The organism is Candidatus Skiveiella danica (assembly GCF_022705245.1).
In the GTDB taxonomy this organism is placed as follows: Bacteria; Pseudomonadota; Gammaproteobacteria; order Burkholderiales; family Burkholderiaceae_C; genus Skiveiella; species Skiveiella danica.
Map to the genome: position 1 here is coordinate 56700 of NZ_JAKJEW010000025.1, position 14777 is coordinate 71476.

Below are 14777 nucleotides of genomic sequence, written 5' to 3' on the forward strand. Positions count from 1 at the left end.
AGGAACCCCCGCTGCGTTGCTTCCTCGCTCCCGATCCGGGGAGTCGATTGGCCAACGGACGCAATGTAACTTGATTTCCCCCGTCCACCGGGCCCGGCGCAAGGCCGGTGAAAGTAAAATCAGGGTTAATCCCAAGGCCAATGCACTTTTTCTGATTCATCTCAAACTCCAAAGACAAGCCCATGTCCCTCGACAACGTCACCCCCGGCCCCAAGGCGCCCCATGAATTCAACGTGATCATCGAAATCCCGATGAACGCCGATCCCGTCAAGTACGAGGTGGACAAGGCCACCGGCGCGATCTTCGTCGACCGCTTCATGAGCACGGCCATGCACTACCCCACCAACTACGGCTATGTGCCCAAGACGATCTCCGGCGACGGCGATCCGGTGGACGTGCTGGTGGTCACGCCGGTGCCGCTGATCCCCGGCGTGGTCGTGCCCTGCCGCGCCATCGGCATCCTGAAGATGGAAGACGAAGCCGGGCAGGACGGCAAGGTGCTGGCCGTGCCGACCAACAAGATCCTCTCGCTCTACACCCGCTGGCTGAAGCCGGAGGATCTGAGCCCGATCCGCCTGAAGACGATTGCCCATTTCTTCGAGCACTACAAGGACCTCGAAGAAGGCAAGTGGGTCAAGATTCTGGGCTGGGAAGGCCCCGAGTCGGCCACCCGGGAAATCATGGACGGCATTGCCAACTACAACAAGGCCCACGCCTGATTTTTCGCTGAAAATGGCTATTCCCCAGCGCCTTCTGGCGCTTGGAAGCTATCAATAAAGAAGCGCCTGCGGGTCTTGAACCGGCAGGCGCTTTTTCCTGGAGCGGGCGATCGTTGCGGCTTCAGCGTGCAGGGTTCGGGTACAGCAAGCCGCGCAGCAGGCCCTGGCGCTCGAAAGGCCGCCAGGCCCCTTCGGGTTGCGCCAGCCGGTCGGCCACGGCCCACATGGCACTGGGATTCATGCCGATGCCCAGGTGACTGGCAATGACCTCGATGTTCTCGGTATTCGGGTTGGCCCTGCTGCGCTTTTGCAGGCTGCCCTGCCAGGCCACGATGCCGTCGGTTCGCGAATAGATGCTGGTGGTGGGCACGGGCGGCGCAACCGGGAGTTCAAAGCGCCGGGTTTCGGCCTTGATGTCGCGCCCGCTCGTCAGGCGGAACAGGCGCCAGGCATTGGTGCTTTCGGGCGCTCCTGAGAACGGGGTGCCCAGGGTGATCACCGAGCGCACCAGTTCCGGATGCAACTTGGCGAGTTCCCGGGCGTAGATGCCGCCCAGGCTCCAGCCGATCAGGCTCACCTTGCGCTTGCCGGCGGCCAGGAAGGTTTCGCGGATCTGGTGCGAGCCGGCTTCCAGCACGCCGGCGCGAGGTCCGAAGTTGTGGCCCTGGTTCCAGCCGCTCACATCGTAGTTGCGGTTGGTCAGGTAGCTGCGCAAAGGCACGGTGGAGCCGTCGCTGGCCGAGAGTCCCGGGAACACGATGACTGGGTGGCCGTCGCCCACGGGGGCGCGCTGCAGCAGGGGCCAGAACGGGACGATCGCCCCGAATTCCCAGAACGCACGGAACTCCATGGCGATCAGCCAGGGGCTGGGCGGCGGACCTTCGTGGTGCGCGTGAGGCTCGGGCGAGGAAGAGGGCGTCGGGAGGGCGTCGGAACGGGTCACGTGAGCGCTGCTTTCCGGGTGTGAATCCAACTGGTGACGGTAGCAGCTTTTCAACGGCACTCAAGGCCAACAGGGCCTGTTTTAGAGCGGGCAACCCTGCTTTTCGTCACGTTCGCGACCCCGGCTGTCCGGGTTACCACGGGGGGTACGCCAAGCGCCAGCAGCCGCGGCCGCCGCGGCCGTCAATCGATATCGATGGTGTGCACCTGGAAGCGGCCTGCGCGCCGGTCGGCGAAGTAGCACATCAAGGTCTCGCGAACGGTCCTGAAGGCAATCTCATCCCAGGGAATCTCGGACTCGGCAAACAGCCGGGCCTCGATGGTTTCAAAGCCGGGATCGAACCGGTCGCTCAGCAGCCGGGCGCGGTAGAACAGGTGCACCTGTCCGACCCTGGGCACGCTCAGCACGCTGAACAGCGACTCCATCTCGAACCGGGCGCCCGCTTCCTCATCGGTCTCGCGCGCAGCACCCTGCAGGGTGGTCTCGCCGAGTTCCATGAAGCCGGCGGGCAGGGTCCACTTGCCCTTGCGCGGCTCGATGTTGCGCTTGCACAGCAGCACGCGGTCGTCCAGGTGCGGCACCGTGCCCACCACGTTCAGCGGGTTTTCATAGTGAACAGTCTGGCAGGCGGTGCAAATCGCCCGTTCCTTCGTGTCGCCGTCGTCGGGCAGGCGGTAGACGACGGACGTTCCGCAGTTGCGGCAGTGCTTGATGGGGCTGCGGTGCATCCGCGCAAGTTTAAGTTGAAAAACAAAAAGGGCCCCTTGCGGAGCCCCTTGATGCGCTGCCCGGCGGCGCGTTCAGGACTTGGTGGTCTTGGTGTTCTTCTCGATCAGGGCACGTGCCGTGTCCAGCAGTTTGCGGCCGTCGAAGCCTCGCTTGTTCATGTCCTCGACCCATTCGGCTTCGATCGGGCGGGCCTTGCGGCGGAACTCCTGCGCTTCGGCCGGGCCAACCGTGAAAATGACGTTGCCATGGCCGACGGCGGCCTGGCGGCCCGCTGCATCACCGGCCTGCTGCACTTTGCCCAGCCAGGCGGAGGTGGCCAGGCCAGAGTTGTTGTCGATGACTTTCTTCAGGTCGGGCGGCAGCGAGTTGTATTTGGCCTTGTTCATGGCCATCACAAACGTGGTGGTGTAGAGCGCGCCGCCGGCCGGATCGAATTCGGCGTGGTACTTGGTCAGCTCCTGAACCTTGACGGACGGCACGACTTCCCAGGGGATGACACAGCCGTTGATGGTGCCCTTGCTCAGCGCATCGGGGATGCCGGGCAGCGGCATGCCGACCGGCGTTGCGCCCAGGATACCCATCAGCTTGGTGACCTGGCGCGTGGGTGCGCGCATCTTGAGGCCCTTCATGTCGCCCGTGGTCTTGACCGGCTTTTCGGTGGTGTGGATCACGCCGGGGCCATGCACATGCAGGGCAATGACCTGCACATCCTTGAACTCGTCCGGTGCCATCGTCTGCACGTACTCCCAGTACGCCTTGGAGGTGGCTTCCGCATTGCTCATCATGAACGGCAGCTCGAACACCTCGATACGCGGGAAACGGCCGGCGGTGTTGCCGGGCAGGGTCCAGACGATATCCACCACGCCGTCCTTGGCCTGGTCATACAGCTGCACCGGCGTGCCGCCGAGCTGCATGGCGGGATAGGCCTCGAACTTGATGCGCCCGCCCGACTCGGCCTCCACCTTCGACATCCAGGCCTTGTGCATGTTGATCCACACATTGGACTGCGGCGCCATGAAGGTATGGAACTTGAGGGTCACCGTCTGCTGCGCGAGCGCGGACAGGCCAGGTGCGCCGAGCGCGGCGGCTGCGGCGCCGGATTTCAGCAGGGTGCGACGTTGAATCATGGTTGTCTCCGTAAAAAAACGATGGTGGTAACTTAACGCATTTGGCCAAGGCGGCGACTACGGGCAATGCCCTACGTGGAACCCCTAGGACACGTACTTCACGAGGAAGAGGGAAATGCCGGGAAACAGCAGCAGAACCGTCGTGCGGATGGTGTCGCTGATCAGGAAGGGCATCACGCCCTTGTAGCTCTCCGACATCGGCACATCCTTGGCCATGCCATTGACCACATAGACGTTCAGGCCCACCGGCGGCGCCAGCATGCCGAAGCCCACGGTCATCAGCACCATGATGCCGAACCAGATCGCCGTGTATTCCTTGGACATGCCGAAATCCATGCCCATGATCATCGGGAAGAAGATCGGAATGGTCAGCAGGATCATCGACAACTCGTCCATGACCGCGCCCAGCACCACATAGAACAGCATGATCGCCGTGACGACCACCAGCGGGGCGAGCCCCCAGCTGTTGATGACCGCGGCCAGCTGGGCGGGCACCTGGGTCAGCGTCAGCGCCGAGTTCATCACGTCAGCGCCGATGAAGATCAGGAAGATCATCGCCGAGCTCTCGGCCGTGGCATAGAAGCAGACCTTGAATTTCTTCCAGGTGATTTCGCGTTTGAGCAGTGCCGCCACGAAGGTCGATGCCGCGCCAACGGCTGCGCCTTCGGTGGGCGTGAACAGGCCGCCGTAGATGCCGCCGAACACCAGGATGAAGATCAGGGCAATGGGCACGATGCCGGCCAGCGAGGCCATCGTGATCGCCGGGCGATCGTCGTCCACCTCGGGGGCCTGGCCGGGCACCACGCGCACATAGATCGCGATGGCGATCATGTAGCCCACCATGGCAATGATGCCGGGCACCATGGCTGCTGCGAACAGCTTGGCGATGTTCTGCTCGGTCAGGATCGCATAGATCACCAGTGGCACCGACGGCGGAATCAGGATGCCCAGCGTGCCACCGGCCGCCAGCGTGCCCGTGGAGAGGCGGCCCGAATAGCCGTGGCGCTTCATCTCGGGCAGGGCCACACCGGTGATGGTGGCAGCCGTGGCCACCGAGGAGCCGCAGATGGCGCCAAACGCCGCGCAGGCCAGCACCGCTGCCATGGCCAGCCCGCCGCGAAAGCCGCCCATGACGGCCGCCGCGAACTGGAACAACGCCCGGCTGATGCCGCCCTGCGTGGCGAAATGCCCCATCAGGATGAACAGCGGGATGACCGACAGGTCATAACTGGCAAAGCGGGCGAACGCTTGACTGTTCAGAAAGCTGAAGTACGGATCCAGGCCGGCCTGCATGATGTAGCCGATGGTTCCGGCGACAAACATGGCGATGGCAATCGGCACCCGCAAGGCCATCACGACCAGCATGATCCCGAAAATGGTCAGCGAGAGGGAAATAGCACTCATGCGTGGCTTTCGTCGGAATACTCGGCGCCTGTCGCGGCCTGGTACAGCGCGATGATCGTGGTCAGGATGAACGGCGGCACCATGGCCACGTAGACCACCCATTCCGGAAAGCCCAGCATCATCGTGCCCGATTGGCTGCTCCAGGCATTCAGGCCGCCCACGGCGGTGCGCCAGGCCAGCACGGCAAACACCAGGCCGAGCAGCAGAGCGCCAAAGCGGTCGAGCATGGCATTGATCCGGTCGCTGACCTTGGCGGTGAAGAAGTCAACGATGATGTTGCCGCGGCGCAGCTGGCACCAGGGCATGAACAGGGCAATGGCGGCTCCGGCGGCCACCCCGGTCAGCTCGAAGTCGCCGGCCAGCGTGGTGCCCGTGGTGTTGCGACCGATCAGGCTCACGCAGGTCATGACGGTGATGAACGTCATGAGAAGCCCGGCCAGAATGGCGGACGCCTGGGCCAGTTTTTCGAGTATTCGCAAGTCCGTCTCCTGTTTCGCTAATCGAAATTCATTTACCAATCCGAAATTCTAAAGGCGAATGCCGGCCACTTGGCTGCGGCAGGTGGATGATGCCGACCCCGCAGGCATGCGCAAGAGCAATATCTCCACACCTGCTATCGCCGTTCAGGATATCCGGATCTTCAGGTCGCCCAGGCCGGCGATGGCGCCTTCCAGCAGGTCACCCCGCACGACGGCTGCCACGCCTTCGGGCGTGCCGGTATAGATCAGGTCGCCGGGTTGCAACTCCCAGGCGGCGGAAAGGTGCTCGATGGTCTCGGCCACGCTCCAGATCAGCTTGGAGACGTTGCTGCGCTGGCGGTCCGCGCCATTGACCTGCAGGGCGATCTCGGCGTGGTGCACGTCGCCGGCCAGCGCCGCCGGGGTGATCGGGCCGATCGGCGCGGACTGGTCGAACGCCTTGCCGATGCACCAGGGCCGGCCCTGTTTCTTCATGTCGTTCTGCAGGTCGCGCCGCGTCATGTCCAGGCCGACGGCAAAGCCGAAGATGTGCTGGTAGGCGTCGGCGGCCTTGATGTTGCGCCCGCCGGTGCCGATGGCCACCACCAGTTCGATCTCGTGGTGCAGGTTCTGCGTCAGGCTGGGGTAGGGCATGGCGCCGGTCTCGCCGGCGTTGACGACCACCAGTGCGTCGGCTGGCTTCAGGAAGAAGAAGGGGGGCTCGCGCCCGGTGAAGCCCATTTCCTTCGCGTGCTCTTCATAGTTGCGCCCGACGCAGTAGATGCGATGCACCGGGAAACGGGCGCTGCTGCCAAGGACCGGGACCGAAACCGTTGCCGGCGGATTGAAAACGAAGTTCATGACAGCCTTTCTTCCTGATTGCGTGGTGAGTGACCGACCCTTTGCCGTCCCGGCCCCAACGTCGGCCAGCCGGCCCCCGGACTTTGCGGGAGAGGGATGGCAGTGTGCCATGGCCTTGCCCGGCTGGACACCCCGCGGATTCCCCGTTTCAGTCGATGATAAGTATACGTATAATAATTTCAGCACGCAATATAGTTCATCTGCTGCGTCGCTACACTGATTCGCATGAGCACCCCGTTTGACTTCGAACACGCGCCCGGCCACCTGGTCCGGCGGGCGCACCAGCTGGCCGTGGCCTTGTTCATGGAGGAAACGGCCGCCTTCGAAGTGACGCCGGTCCAGTTCGCCATCCTGAACGCCCTGATCGACATACCGGGCGAAGATCAGGTGACGCTGGCCGCGCGGGTGGCTTTTGATGCGGCAACCTCGGGCTCGGTGATCGGGCGGCTTGAGGCGCGGGGCTGGATCCGCCGGGAAGTGGACCCGAAGGACAAGCGGCGCAAGCTGCTGTGGGTCACTGCCGAAGGGGAGCGGGCCGTGGCGCGCATGAAGTCCGGCGTGGCGCGGGTGCAGCAGCGCCTGATGGCGCCCTTGAGCGAGCCGGAGCAGGCGCAGCTGGTGGATCTGCTGGCCCGGCTGGTCGCCGGGCACGACGCGGCGGCGCCGACATCACGGCGCGACTGAGCGGCGGCGCTGCGCTGTTAGTCTTCCCCTGAGGTCGCCGCCCTTTGCAGGCCATGTTCGGCAGCGCACCACCATGGTTGTCGCCAATGCCTACAGTGATGCCATGCCTTGTCATCCGTACTGAATGAACACCATGAACCCCGTCAAACTGATTTCAGCGGCGCTGCTGGGCGTGACCAGCCTGGCGCAGGCCATTGAAGAGCCCGCCTACGCCGTGGTGAAGAGCTACGACGCCTTCGAGGTCCGCCAGTACAACCCCTATCTCGTGGCGGAAACCGTGGTGCCCGGCCCGGCCGAAGAGGCCGGCAACCAGGGCTTCAAGATCCTGGCCGACTACATCTTCGGCAACAACCGGGGCGAGAAGAAAATCGCAATGACCGCGCCGGTTTCGCAGACGCCCGTGCCGGTCAAGCTGGCCATGACGGCACCGGTCTCCCAGGCGCCGGTGCCAGGCGGTTTCGTGGTGCAGTTCACCATGCCGGCCGGCTACACCTTGGCGACATTGCCGGAACCCGTGGACAAGCGTGTGAAGCTGCGGGAGGTCCCGGCGACCAGCGTGGCGGTGCTGCGCTATGCGGGCGGGTGGTCGCAAGCCACCTACGAGGAAAACCTTGAAAAACTGCGGCAGTCGGTCGGCAAAGCAGGCCTGGCCACGGTGGGTGAACCCATCCTCTCGCGCTACAACAGCCCCTTCTCGCTGCCCTTCATGCGGCGCAACGAAATCTGGCTCACCTTGCGCTGAGCCGGCGCGCGTCGCTCGCGGTGGCTGGCGGGCTCAGGCCGACTTGGTGACCAGCTCGAAATGCTCCACCACCGGCGGGGCGGCGAAGAAGGGCCCGACGATGGCGCGCCATTCGGCAAACAGCGGCGACTGGCGAAAGCCCACCGTGTGGTCTTCCAGCGTGGTCCAGAAGATCTGCAGCACGTAGCGCTCGGGCGACTCGATGCCCCGGTTCACCTTGGCGCCCTCGAAGCCTTTGGCCTTGCTGGCCACGGTGTCGAGCCCGCGCTGGATGGCTTCTTCAAAGGCGGCCTGCTGGCCGGGCTGGATGCGAATGTCGGCGATTTCGAGAATCATGGGGGCTCGTGGGCGTTCAGTATTGGGATGCTGGCAAGTCTACCGTCAGCCCGTCCAGCGCCTCGGTGAGCTGGATCTGGCACGACAGGCGGCTGTTCGGCTGGCGCAATTCGGAGGTGAATTCCAGCATCGCCAGCTCGTCCGCGCCGGGCGGGGGCAATTGGCTGGCCCACGGCTCGCGCACCATGACATGGCAGGTCGCGCAGGTCAGGCTGCCGCCGCAGTCGGCCGCGATGCCGTCCACACCGCCCGATTGGGCCGCCTGCATCAGGCTGCGCCCGGTTTCTGAAGAAATAGTGGCAGACCCCAGCGCCTTTGGGTCATTGTTTGCTATGAAATGAAGAGTGATCATGGGGTGGGTCAGAGGGCCGGTCAGAAGCGGCTGAAATATTCGCGCCGCTCGAAATCGGTGGCGTCTTCGGCGAGCGCATGACGCTGGGCTTCGGACAGTTTCACGCGCCGGTAGTAGCGCACGAAATCGGCGCCAAAACCTTCCACCAGCGCGCCATCGTCCTGCAGCGCGGTCAGGGCGTCGGGCAGGTTGGTGGGAATCATCTCGGCGTCGCTGGCATACGGCGACTCGGTGGCGCGCGGCGGCATCAGCCCGCGCGCCAGTCCGTCGAGCCCGGCGTGGATCTGTGCCGCCATGTACAGGTAAGGGTTGGCCGAGGGCTCGCCGATCCGGTTCTCGATGCGCGTGGCGCCGTCGCCGGCGCCGCCCACCACGCGCAGCATCGCGCCCCGGTTGTCGCGGCCCCACAGCACGGCTTGGGGCGCCAGCGCGTTGGGCCGGAAACGCCCGAAGCCGTTGACCGTGGGTGTGCACAGCGAAGCCATGCCCCGGGCGTGGGCCAGCAGTCCTGCGAGCCAGGCCGCGCCCGTGTCCGTCAGCGTGTGCAGCGCATCAACCGGCGTGGTGCCGGGCGCGGGCGCGTCGCGCATGAAGACGTTTGCGCCCGTGGCACCGTCCACCAGCGACTGGTGCAGGTGCCAGCCGCTCGACATGATGTTCGGGAAGGGCGGGCGGCACATGAAGCTGGCGTGGTAGCCCGCGCGGCGCAGCGCCTGGCGCACCCCGTTGCGAAACAGCACCATGTTGTCGGCAGCCGTCAGTGCATCGGTGGCGTCGAACACCGCCTCCACCTGGCTCGGGCCCAGTTCGATCTCCATCGACTGCAGCGGCAGGCCCAGCGCCTGCGCTGTGTGCTGCACGATGCGCAGCGGCTCCTCGGCCATGTCGATCCAGCTCTCGGCCAGCAAGTTGTAGCCGGGGTGGATCATGCTGACAGTGGGCGGCTGGCCGGGCCAGGCGGCCTGAACGGGGTCCAGATCGGGGCCGTTGTGCGGGTCCTTGATGCGGTAGATGTGGAACTCCACCTCCAGCCCGCAGACCATGCCGAAACCCCGCTGCGCCAGCTTGCCCAGCGCCAGCTGTAGGATGCGCCGCGTGTCCAGCGGCACCGGCGTGCCGTCCTGGAACCACGGCTGGCAGCGCAGCCAGCCCGTGCCCTGCGCCCAGGGCAGCTGCTTGAAGCTGGCCGGGTCGGGCAGCAGGATCAGGTTGCTGGCGAACGCAAAGCCCGGCAGCTCGGCCGTGCCGCCGGGTTCGAACACCTTGAACGTGGTGCGGTCCGAGGTGTCTTTCAGCAACAGCGTGCTGACCATGCCGACCCCCGCGCGCAAGGCCTTCACGGCGGCCTTGGCCGTCAGCGTCTTGCCGCGCACCACGCCGTGCAGGTCGCACCAGCCGAAGCGCACCAGCTCCAGGCCGCTGGCTTCGATCAGCCGGGCGGTGTGGTGGGCGGCGGCTTCACGCGCGTCGTCGTGGATGCCGCACTGTTCCGCGAATGACTTCAAGACGCTTCCTCGTGCGGCGAGTACTCGGCCGCCAGTGGCTCGGCCACGGGCTTCAGCGCCGCATCCCAGGGCGCGTTGTCGCGTTTGGCCTGCACGGCGTGGCGCCACCAGGCTTCCACGCCGCCGGTGGGGGCCAGGCCGTCCACCGTGTCGGGGCCCATGCGGTGCGCGGCGATTTCCGAATCGGCCACGCCCGGCGGCGTGCCGCCGGCCTGCACCGTCTCGATCGCCTTGATCAGGTTGCGGCGGTTGGCCATGATCACCTTGTCGGTCGTGCCCAGGTGCTCGCGGGTGCGGTCCTGGATGGCACCCATGCTCTCGCAGGCCCATTGGTCGTGCACGTTGATGTCGCTCTCGCCCATGCCCAGGTAGGTGCGGCTCTGCTGCTCATCGGCGCTGAAGCCCCAGTTGTTGTGCTGGCCGGACTTCGGGATGTAGTCGGGCAGGGTCACGGCCTCCAGCCGCTGGTTGCGCATGACCTCCTTGTCCACCGGCGCGTCGAAGCTGGTGAAGATCGCGTACCAGTAGTTCTTCGTGTCGTCCACCGGCACATGGATCTGGGTGATCGTCATCGTCTCGGACAACGGAATCACAAAGGTGCTGGGGAAGATCGCGTTGGTCACGCGGGTGTGCGTGATCTGGTCGTTGATGGGCCGCAGCGAGGTGAGCTGCAAGCCATAAGGCATGGGGGCGAACGAGATGTCGGGCTGGTCGAACTCGCGCATCACCTTGGTCATGGGCAGGCGCTGGCCATCAAGCTCGCCCAGGCTGGCGCCGCGGAACTGGCGGCCGTAGCTTTCTTCGAGCGACTCGTCGAAGAAAAAACGGTGCAAAAACGACGCATGCGCCGGGTCGATGCCCACCTCAAAGGCCTGCAGCCAGTTGCAGTTCCACAGGCCCTTGAAGGCAAAGCTGTGCGTGGCCGGCGCGGCAAAGCAGTCGAAGGCGGGGAAGGGCGGCGGCGACACGTCTTCGGGCCCGAACCAGCCGAACAGCACGCCGGCTTTTTCCAGCAGCGGGTAGCTGCGCTGTTTGATGCGCTGGCACAGGGTGCTGCCGGTGGGCTCGCCCGGGGTGTCGGTGCACCGGCCGGCGGCATCGAACTTCCAGCCGTGGAAGGGGCAACGCAGGCCGTCGCCCTCGTTGCGGCCGAAGGCCAGGTTGGCCCCGCGGTGCGGGCAGTCGCGATCCAGCAGGCCGTAGCTGCCGTCGGCGTTCTTGAACAGCACGAAGTCCTGCCCCAGCAGGCGCACCGCCTTCACCGGGCGCACGCCCATGGCCGGGTCCAGCGTGGGGTTGAATTCGTCCACCAGCGCCACCGGCTGCCAGTAGCGGCGCATCAGGTCGCCGCAGGGCGTGCCCGGGCCAATGCGGGTGATCATTTCGTTGAGTTCGGCTTTCATGGCGGTCTTTCGAAGGTGGCGGTTGGCGGGAGGTTCGGTGGATGGATCGTGCACCGTTTGACCGGCGTTGTCAAAACGGTATCCCAAATTTCACAATCAGTGTACAGTTGCCGCCATGAACCTGCAAGAGACTGTTTTGATGCAGCTGCGCGACCTGATCCTGCGCGGCACCTTCGAACCCGGCCAGCGCCTGGCCGAGCAGCAACTGGCCGAGCGCCTGGGCGCCTCGCGCACGCCGGTGCGCAGCGCGCTCGTCACGCTGGAGCAAGAGGGCCTGATCGAAGCCAGCGACACCGGCAAATACCTGGTGCGCCAGTTCACCCCGCGCGAAGTGGCCGATGCGATTGCCGTGCGCGGCCACCTGGAGGGCATGGCCGCGCGACTGGTGGCCGAGCACGGCGTGTCGCGCCAGCTGCAGGGCGACCTGCAGGCCTGCCTGGAGGCGGGCGACCGCCTGCTGGCCGACAACCCGCTCACGCTGGAGAGCTACGCCGCCTACGCCAGCATGAACGACCGCTTTCACGCGCTGATCCTGGACGCCTGCGGCAACCGCGCCCTGCAGCGCGCCGTGGCGCTGAACGACAAACTGCCCTTCGCACCCGCGTCGGCCATGCTGCCGATGCAGGGCACCGTGGCGCTGGACCGCGACTGGATGCTCTACGCCCACCGCCAGCACCACATGCTGTTCGATGCCCTCAAGCGCGGCGAAGGCACCCGTGCCCAGAACCTGGCGGTGGAACACACCGAAGTCGCCCAGATGAACATGCGCCTGGCCCTGGAGCGCCGCGCCGAGTCGGAACAGGTGCTGCCGGGGATCCGGCTGGTGGTGGGGTAGGGGGAGCCCCAAAATACAGGCAGACCTTCCGGCTGCAGCCCCCGCAAGACTGCTATACATTCTTGGCGCTACACACCCACTGAGAGGAATCATGTCCACTTCATCCGTCCTGAAGGCCACCGTGCTTGCATTCACCGTCGCTGCCGGTGCGTCAGTCCATGCGCAAGGCACCCCCATCAATGCGGCTGCGTTCGATGCGCTGGTCGCCCAGGGTCCTGTTGCCGACGCCGCGACGATTGCCTCGAACAAATGGGCCAGCAAGATCAAGCAGGCCGACACGCTGCGCCTGGGCGCCACGCAGACCTCGAACCTGTTCTCGATGCTCAACGAGAAGGACGGCAAGATCCGCGGCTTCGATGCGGGCCTGGCCCAGATGCTCACCCGCTACATCCTGGGCGATGGGTCCAAGTACAAATTCACGCAGGTGACCTCGTCCACGCGCGAGCAGGTGCTCATCAATGACCAGGTGGACATGGTGCTGGCGACGTATTCCATCACCCCGGCGCGCGCCGAGAAGATTTCCTTTGCCGGGCCGTACTACAGCTCGCAGGCAGGCGTGCTGGTCAAGTCGAACAACAAGGCGATCCAGTCGTATAACGATCTCGCCGGCAAGCGGACCGCCACCCAGGCCGGATCGACCGGCCCCGCCATCCTTGCGCAGTTTGCGCCCAAGGCCGTCGTGCAGGAATTCCAGACGCACCAGGAAGCCCTCGATGCCCTGCGCCAGGGCCGTGTCGAAGCCTACGTGACCGACTACACGCTGCTGCTCAATGTGTTGAGCCAAGGCACCGGTGAGGCCCAACTCGCGGGTGCGCCGTTCGGGCCGCAAGACCCGTATGGCATTGGTCTTCCCAAGGGTTCGGATGGTGTGGCGTTTGTCAATGCCTTTCTGAAGAAGATCCAGGCGGATGGCACCTGGGCCAAGCTGTGGACGGTGAGCATCGGCCAGCGCACCGGCAGCACGAACGTTCCCACGCCGCCGGCCATTCAGTAATCGATGGGGAGCGTGTCGCCGCTATTGGCCGAGTACGGGCCTGCCTTCGTGCAGGCCCTTTTGCTCACCTGGAAGCTCACGGCGCTGTCCTTCGTGTCCGGGTTCGCGCTGGGCATCGTCATCACGGTGGCCCGGTTGCTGCCGCTGCGGCCGCTTCGATTTGTGCTGACCTTGTACGTCGAGGTCTTTCGCAACATCCCCAGCGTGGCGCTGCTGATCTTCATCGTGTTCGCGCTGCCCGATCTCAACGTCGTGATCGACTATGAACCGAGCGTCATCCTTACCCTGTGCCTGGTGTGCTCTGCATTCACGGCAGACTACCTGCGCACGGGCATCAACACCGTCGATGGTGGGCAGATCGACGCGGCGCGCAGTCTGGGCATGCAGCCCATGACCATCATCACCTCGGTTGTCCTGCCGCAGGCGCTGCGTTCGGTGGTGCAGCCCATGACCTCGCTGCTCATCGCGCTGATGCTCTCGACCGCACTGGCATCCCAGGTCCCCCTGCCCGGCAAGGAGCTCACGGCGCTGGTTGCCAAGATCGCAAACGACTCCGCCGCCGGCATCGCTGCATTCGCAGTGGCTGCGGCGATGTACCTGGCCTCTGGCCTGATCATCGCCTGGGCGGGCGCCACCCTGGACCGGAAGGTCCGCATCCTGCGATGAGCCGCGCCCTGGAAGACGTTCTCTTCGGCGACCTGACCCACAAGGCGCAGGCCATCACCCGCGTCGTGAGCGTGGGCGTCGCGGCGGCGCTGCTGGCGCTCATCGCGGCCATCGTGTACCGCTTTCAGGATGCGGGGCAATTCGCTGGGCGACTGTGGGAATTCTTCGCCTGGGAGACGACCTGGGTCTTTTTGGGCAAAGGTCTGCTCGGCACGCTGGCCTCCGCGGCAGCGGCGGCCGTCATCGCGCTCGTGCTGGGCCTGGTGCTGCTGGTCGGCCGCCTCTCACGGTTGCGGATCGCGCGCTGGCCTGCGGTGGCCGTCATCGAATTCCTGCGCGGCGTGCCCACGCTGCTGCTCATCTACGTGTGCTTCCTGGTTCTTCCCTCAGTCGGCATCAAGCTCAGTGCCTACTGGATGCTCACCTTGCCCGTCGGGCTCAGCACCGCCGCCGTGGTGGCCGAGGTGTACCGCGCAGGCGTGCTCGCCGTTCCCCGCGGCCAGACCGATGCGGCACGCGCGCTCGGCCTCAGCAAGGCGCAAGTGTTCGCGTCCATCGTCTTCCCCCAGGCCTTCCGCTACATCGTCCCCGCACTGGTTGCCCAACTGGTCATCGTGGTCAAGGACACCACGTTCGGCTATGTGGTCACCTACGGTGAACTGATGCAGAACGCCAAGGTGCTCATCGCCAACTACCGCTCGCTCGTGCCGGTGTACCTGGTCGTGGCGGTGCTTTATTGCCTGGTGAACTATGCGATCTCACGGGCGAGTCACAGGCTGGGGCGGCCGGTGTATTGAGGATGAGTCGCCTACTGGTTCTGCGCCCCTGGCCTTGGAGCGCCGCGCCGAGTCCGGGAAGGTGATGCCGGGGATGCGGCTGGTGGTGGGGTAGGGGTGGAGGGCTCCAAAACCGTGTTTGAGGGCGATTTATCGAATCAAAATGGGTTCTCTTCCGTTTCGGGTGGCGCGCAACAGCTGGCAATAATGTGTTGACAAACAAACGTCACGCAGGAGAGCCGC

17 protein-coding genes are annotated in these 14777 nt (G+C 65.2%); 7 read left to right on the forward strand and 10 right to left on the reverse strand.

All coding sequences use genetic code 11. The features are described from left to right. The first annotated feature begins 182 nt into the window (after window positions 1-182). Complete coding sequence (gene ppa / locus ACMUOY_RS14560) at window positions 183-719, forward strand: inorganic diphosphatase (protein WP_413893450.1); 537 nt, start codon at window positions 183-185, stop codon at window positions 717-719. 121 nt (window positions 720-840) lie between these two features. Here ppa and ACMUOY_RS14565 read toward each other — a convergent pair whose 3' ends face one another. The 6 genes from ACMUOY_RS14565 to ACMUOY_RS14590 all read right to left on the reverse strand — a co-directional run bounded on the left by ACMUOY_RS14565 (window position 841) and on the right by ACMUOY_RS14590 (window position 6241). Beyond that, window positions 841-1662, reverse strand: coding sequence for an esterase/lipase family protein (locus ACMUOY_RS14565; RefSeq protein ID WP_413893451.1), 822 nt, complete (start codon window positions 1660-1662; stop codon window positions 841-843). Window positions 1663-1844: 182 nt separating this feature from the next. Next, complete coding sequence (locus ACMUOY_RS14570; RefSeq protein WP_413893452.1) at window positions 1845-2390, reverse strand: NUDIX hydrolase; 546 nt, start codon at window positions 2388-2390, stop codon at window positions 1845-1847. A 72-nt stretch (window positions 2391-2462) separates the two neighbouring features. Then, the gene (locus ACMUOY_RS14575; protein ID WP_413893453.1) at window positions 2463-3518 is read right to left on the reverse strand and encodes a TRAP transporter substrate-binding protein; all 1056 of its coding nucleotides are present in this window, start codon (window positions 3516-3518) and stop codon (window positions 2463-2465) included. A gap of 84 nt (window positions 3519-3602) precedes the next feature. Then, on the reverse strand, window positions 3603-4922 hold the full coding sequence (locus ACMUOY_RS14580) for a TRAP transporter large permease (protein WP_413893454.1): 1320 nt from the start codon (window positions 4920-4922) through the stop codon (window positions 3603-3605). Continuing rightward, window positions 4919-5401: a TRAP transporter small permease gene (locus ACMUOY_RS14585; RefSeq protein ID WP_413893455.1), complete on the reverse strand. Its 483-nt coding sequence runs from the start codon at window positions 5399-5401 to the stop codon at window positions 4919-4921. Before ACMUOY_RS14585 ends, ACMUOY_RS14580 begins: the two co-directional genes overlap by 4 nt. Window positions 5402-5545: 144 nt before the next feature. Beyond that, entirely contained in the window at window positions 5546-6241 is a 696-nt protein-coding gene (locus tag ACMUOY_RS14590; RefSeq protein ID WP_413893456.1) for a fumarylacetoacetate hydrolase family protein, read from the reverse strand. A 225-nt stretch (window positions 6242-6466) separates the two neighbouring features. Between ACMUOY_RS14590 and ACMUOY_RS14595 the strand changes: the two genes are divergently transcribed. Then, window positions 6467-6925, forward strand: coding sequence for a MarR family winged helix-turn-helix transcriptional regulator (locus ACMUOY_RS14595; RefSeq protein ID WP_413893457.1), 459 nt, complete (start codon window positions 6467-6469; stop codon window positions 6923-6925). 133 nt (window positions 6926-7058) lie between these two features. Further along, complete coding sequence (locus tag ACMUOY_RS14600) at window positions 7059-7667, forward strand: SOUL family heme-binding protein (RefSeq protein ID WP_413893458.1); 609 nt, start codon at window positions 7059-7061, stop codon at window positions 7665-7667. A 33-nt stretch (window positions 7668-7700) separates the two neighbouring features. Here ACMUOY_RS14600 and ACMUOY_RS14605 read toward each other — a convergent pair whose 3' ends face one another. Genes ACMUOY_RS14605 through ACMUOY_RS14620 form a run of 4 tightly spaced genes read right to left on the reverse strand, consistent with a single transcriptional unit; the run spans window position 7701 to window position 11263 of the window. Continuing rightward, window positions 7701-8003, reverse strand: a complete 303-nt coding sequence (locus tag ACMUOY_RS14605; protein WP_413893459.1) for an antibiotic biosynthesis monooxygenase family protein — start codon at window positions 8001-8003, stop codon at window positions 7701-7703. Between the two features lie 16 nt (window positions 8004-8019). Then, window positions 8020-8355, reverse strand: coding sequence for a 2Fe-2S iron-sulfur cluster-binding protein (locus tag ACMUOY_RS14610; RefSeq protein ID WP_413893460.1), 336 nt, complete (start codon window positions 8353-8355; stop codon window positions 8020-8022). A gap of 20 nt (window positions 8356-8375) precedes the next feature. Continuing rightward, window positions 8376-9860 (reverse strand): glutamine synthetase family protein, encoded by a 1485-nt coding sequence (locus tag ACMUOY_RS14615; RefSeq protein WP_413893461.1) that lies wholly within the window; start codon window positions 9858-9860, stop codon window positions 8376-8378. Beyond that, window positions 9857-11263, reverse strand: a complete 1407-nt coding sequence (locus tag ACMUOY_RS14620; protein WP_413893462.1) for an aromatic ring-hydroxylating dioxygenase subunit alpha — start codon at window positions 11261-11263, stop codon at window positions 9857-9859. The genes ACMUOY_RS14615 and ACMUOY_RS14620 overlap by 4 nt, the downstream gene beginning before the upstream one ends. A 115-nt stretch (window positions 11264-11378) precedes the next feature. Between ACMUOY_RS14620 and ACMUOY_RS14625 the strand changes: the two genes are divergently transcribed. The 4 genes from ACMUOY_RS14625 (at window position 11379) to ACMUOY_RS14640 (ending at window position 14555) form a co-directional block, all read left to right on the forward strand. Beyond that, a complete protein-coding gene (locus ACMUOY_RS14625; protein WP_413893463.1) occupies window positions 11379-12098 on the forward strand; it encodes a GntR family transcriptional regulator in 720 nt (239 codons plus the stop codon). Window positions 12099-12189: 91 nt separating this feature from the next. Next, entirely contained in the window at window positions 12190-13092 is a 903-nt protein-coding gene (locus ACMUOY_RS14630; protein WP_413893464.1) for a glutamate ABC transporter substrate-binding protein, read from the forward strand. A 3-nt stretch (window positions 13093-13095) separates the two neighbouring features. Next, window positions 13096-13758: an amino acid ABC transporter permease gene (locus ACMUOY_RS14635; protein WP_413893465.1), complete on the forward strand. Its 663-nt coding sequence runs from the start codon at window positions 13096-13098 to the stop codon at window positions 13756-13758. Next, a complete protein-coding gene (locus ACMUOY_RS14640; RefSeq protein ID WP_413893466.1) occupies window positions 13755-14555 on the forward strand; it encodes an amino acid ABC transporter permease in 801 nt (266 codons plus the stop codon). The genes ACMUOY_RS14635 and ACMUOY_RS14640 overlap by 4 nt, the downstream gene beginning before the upstream one ends. The last annotated feature ends 222 nt before the right edge of the window (window positions 14556-14777 follow it).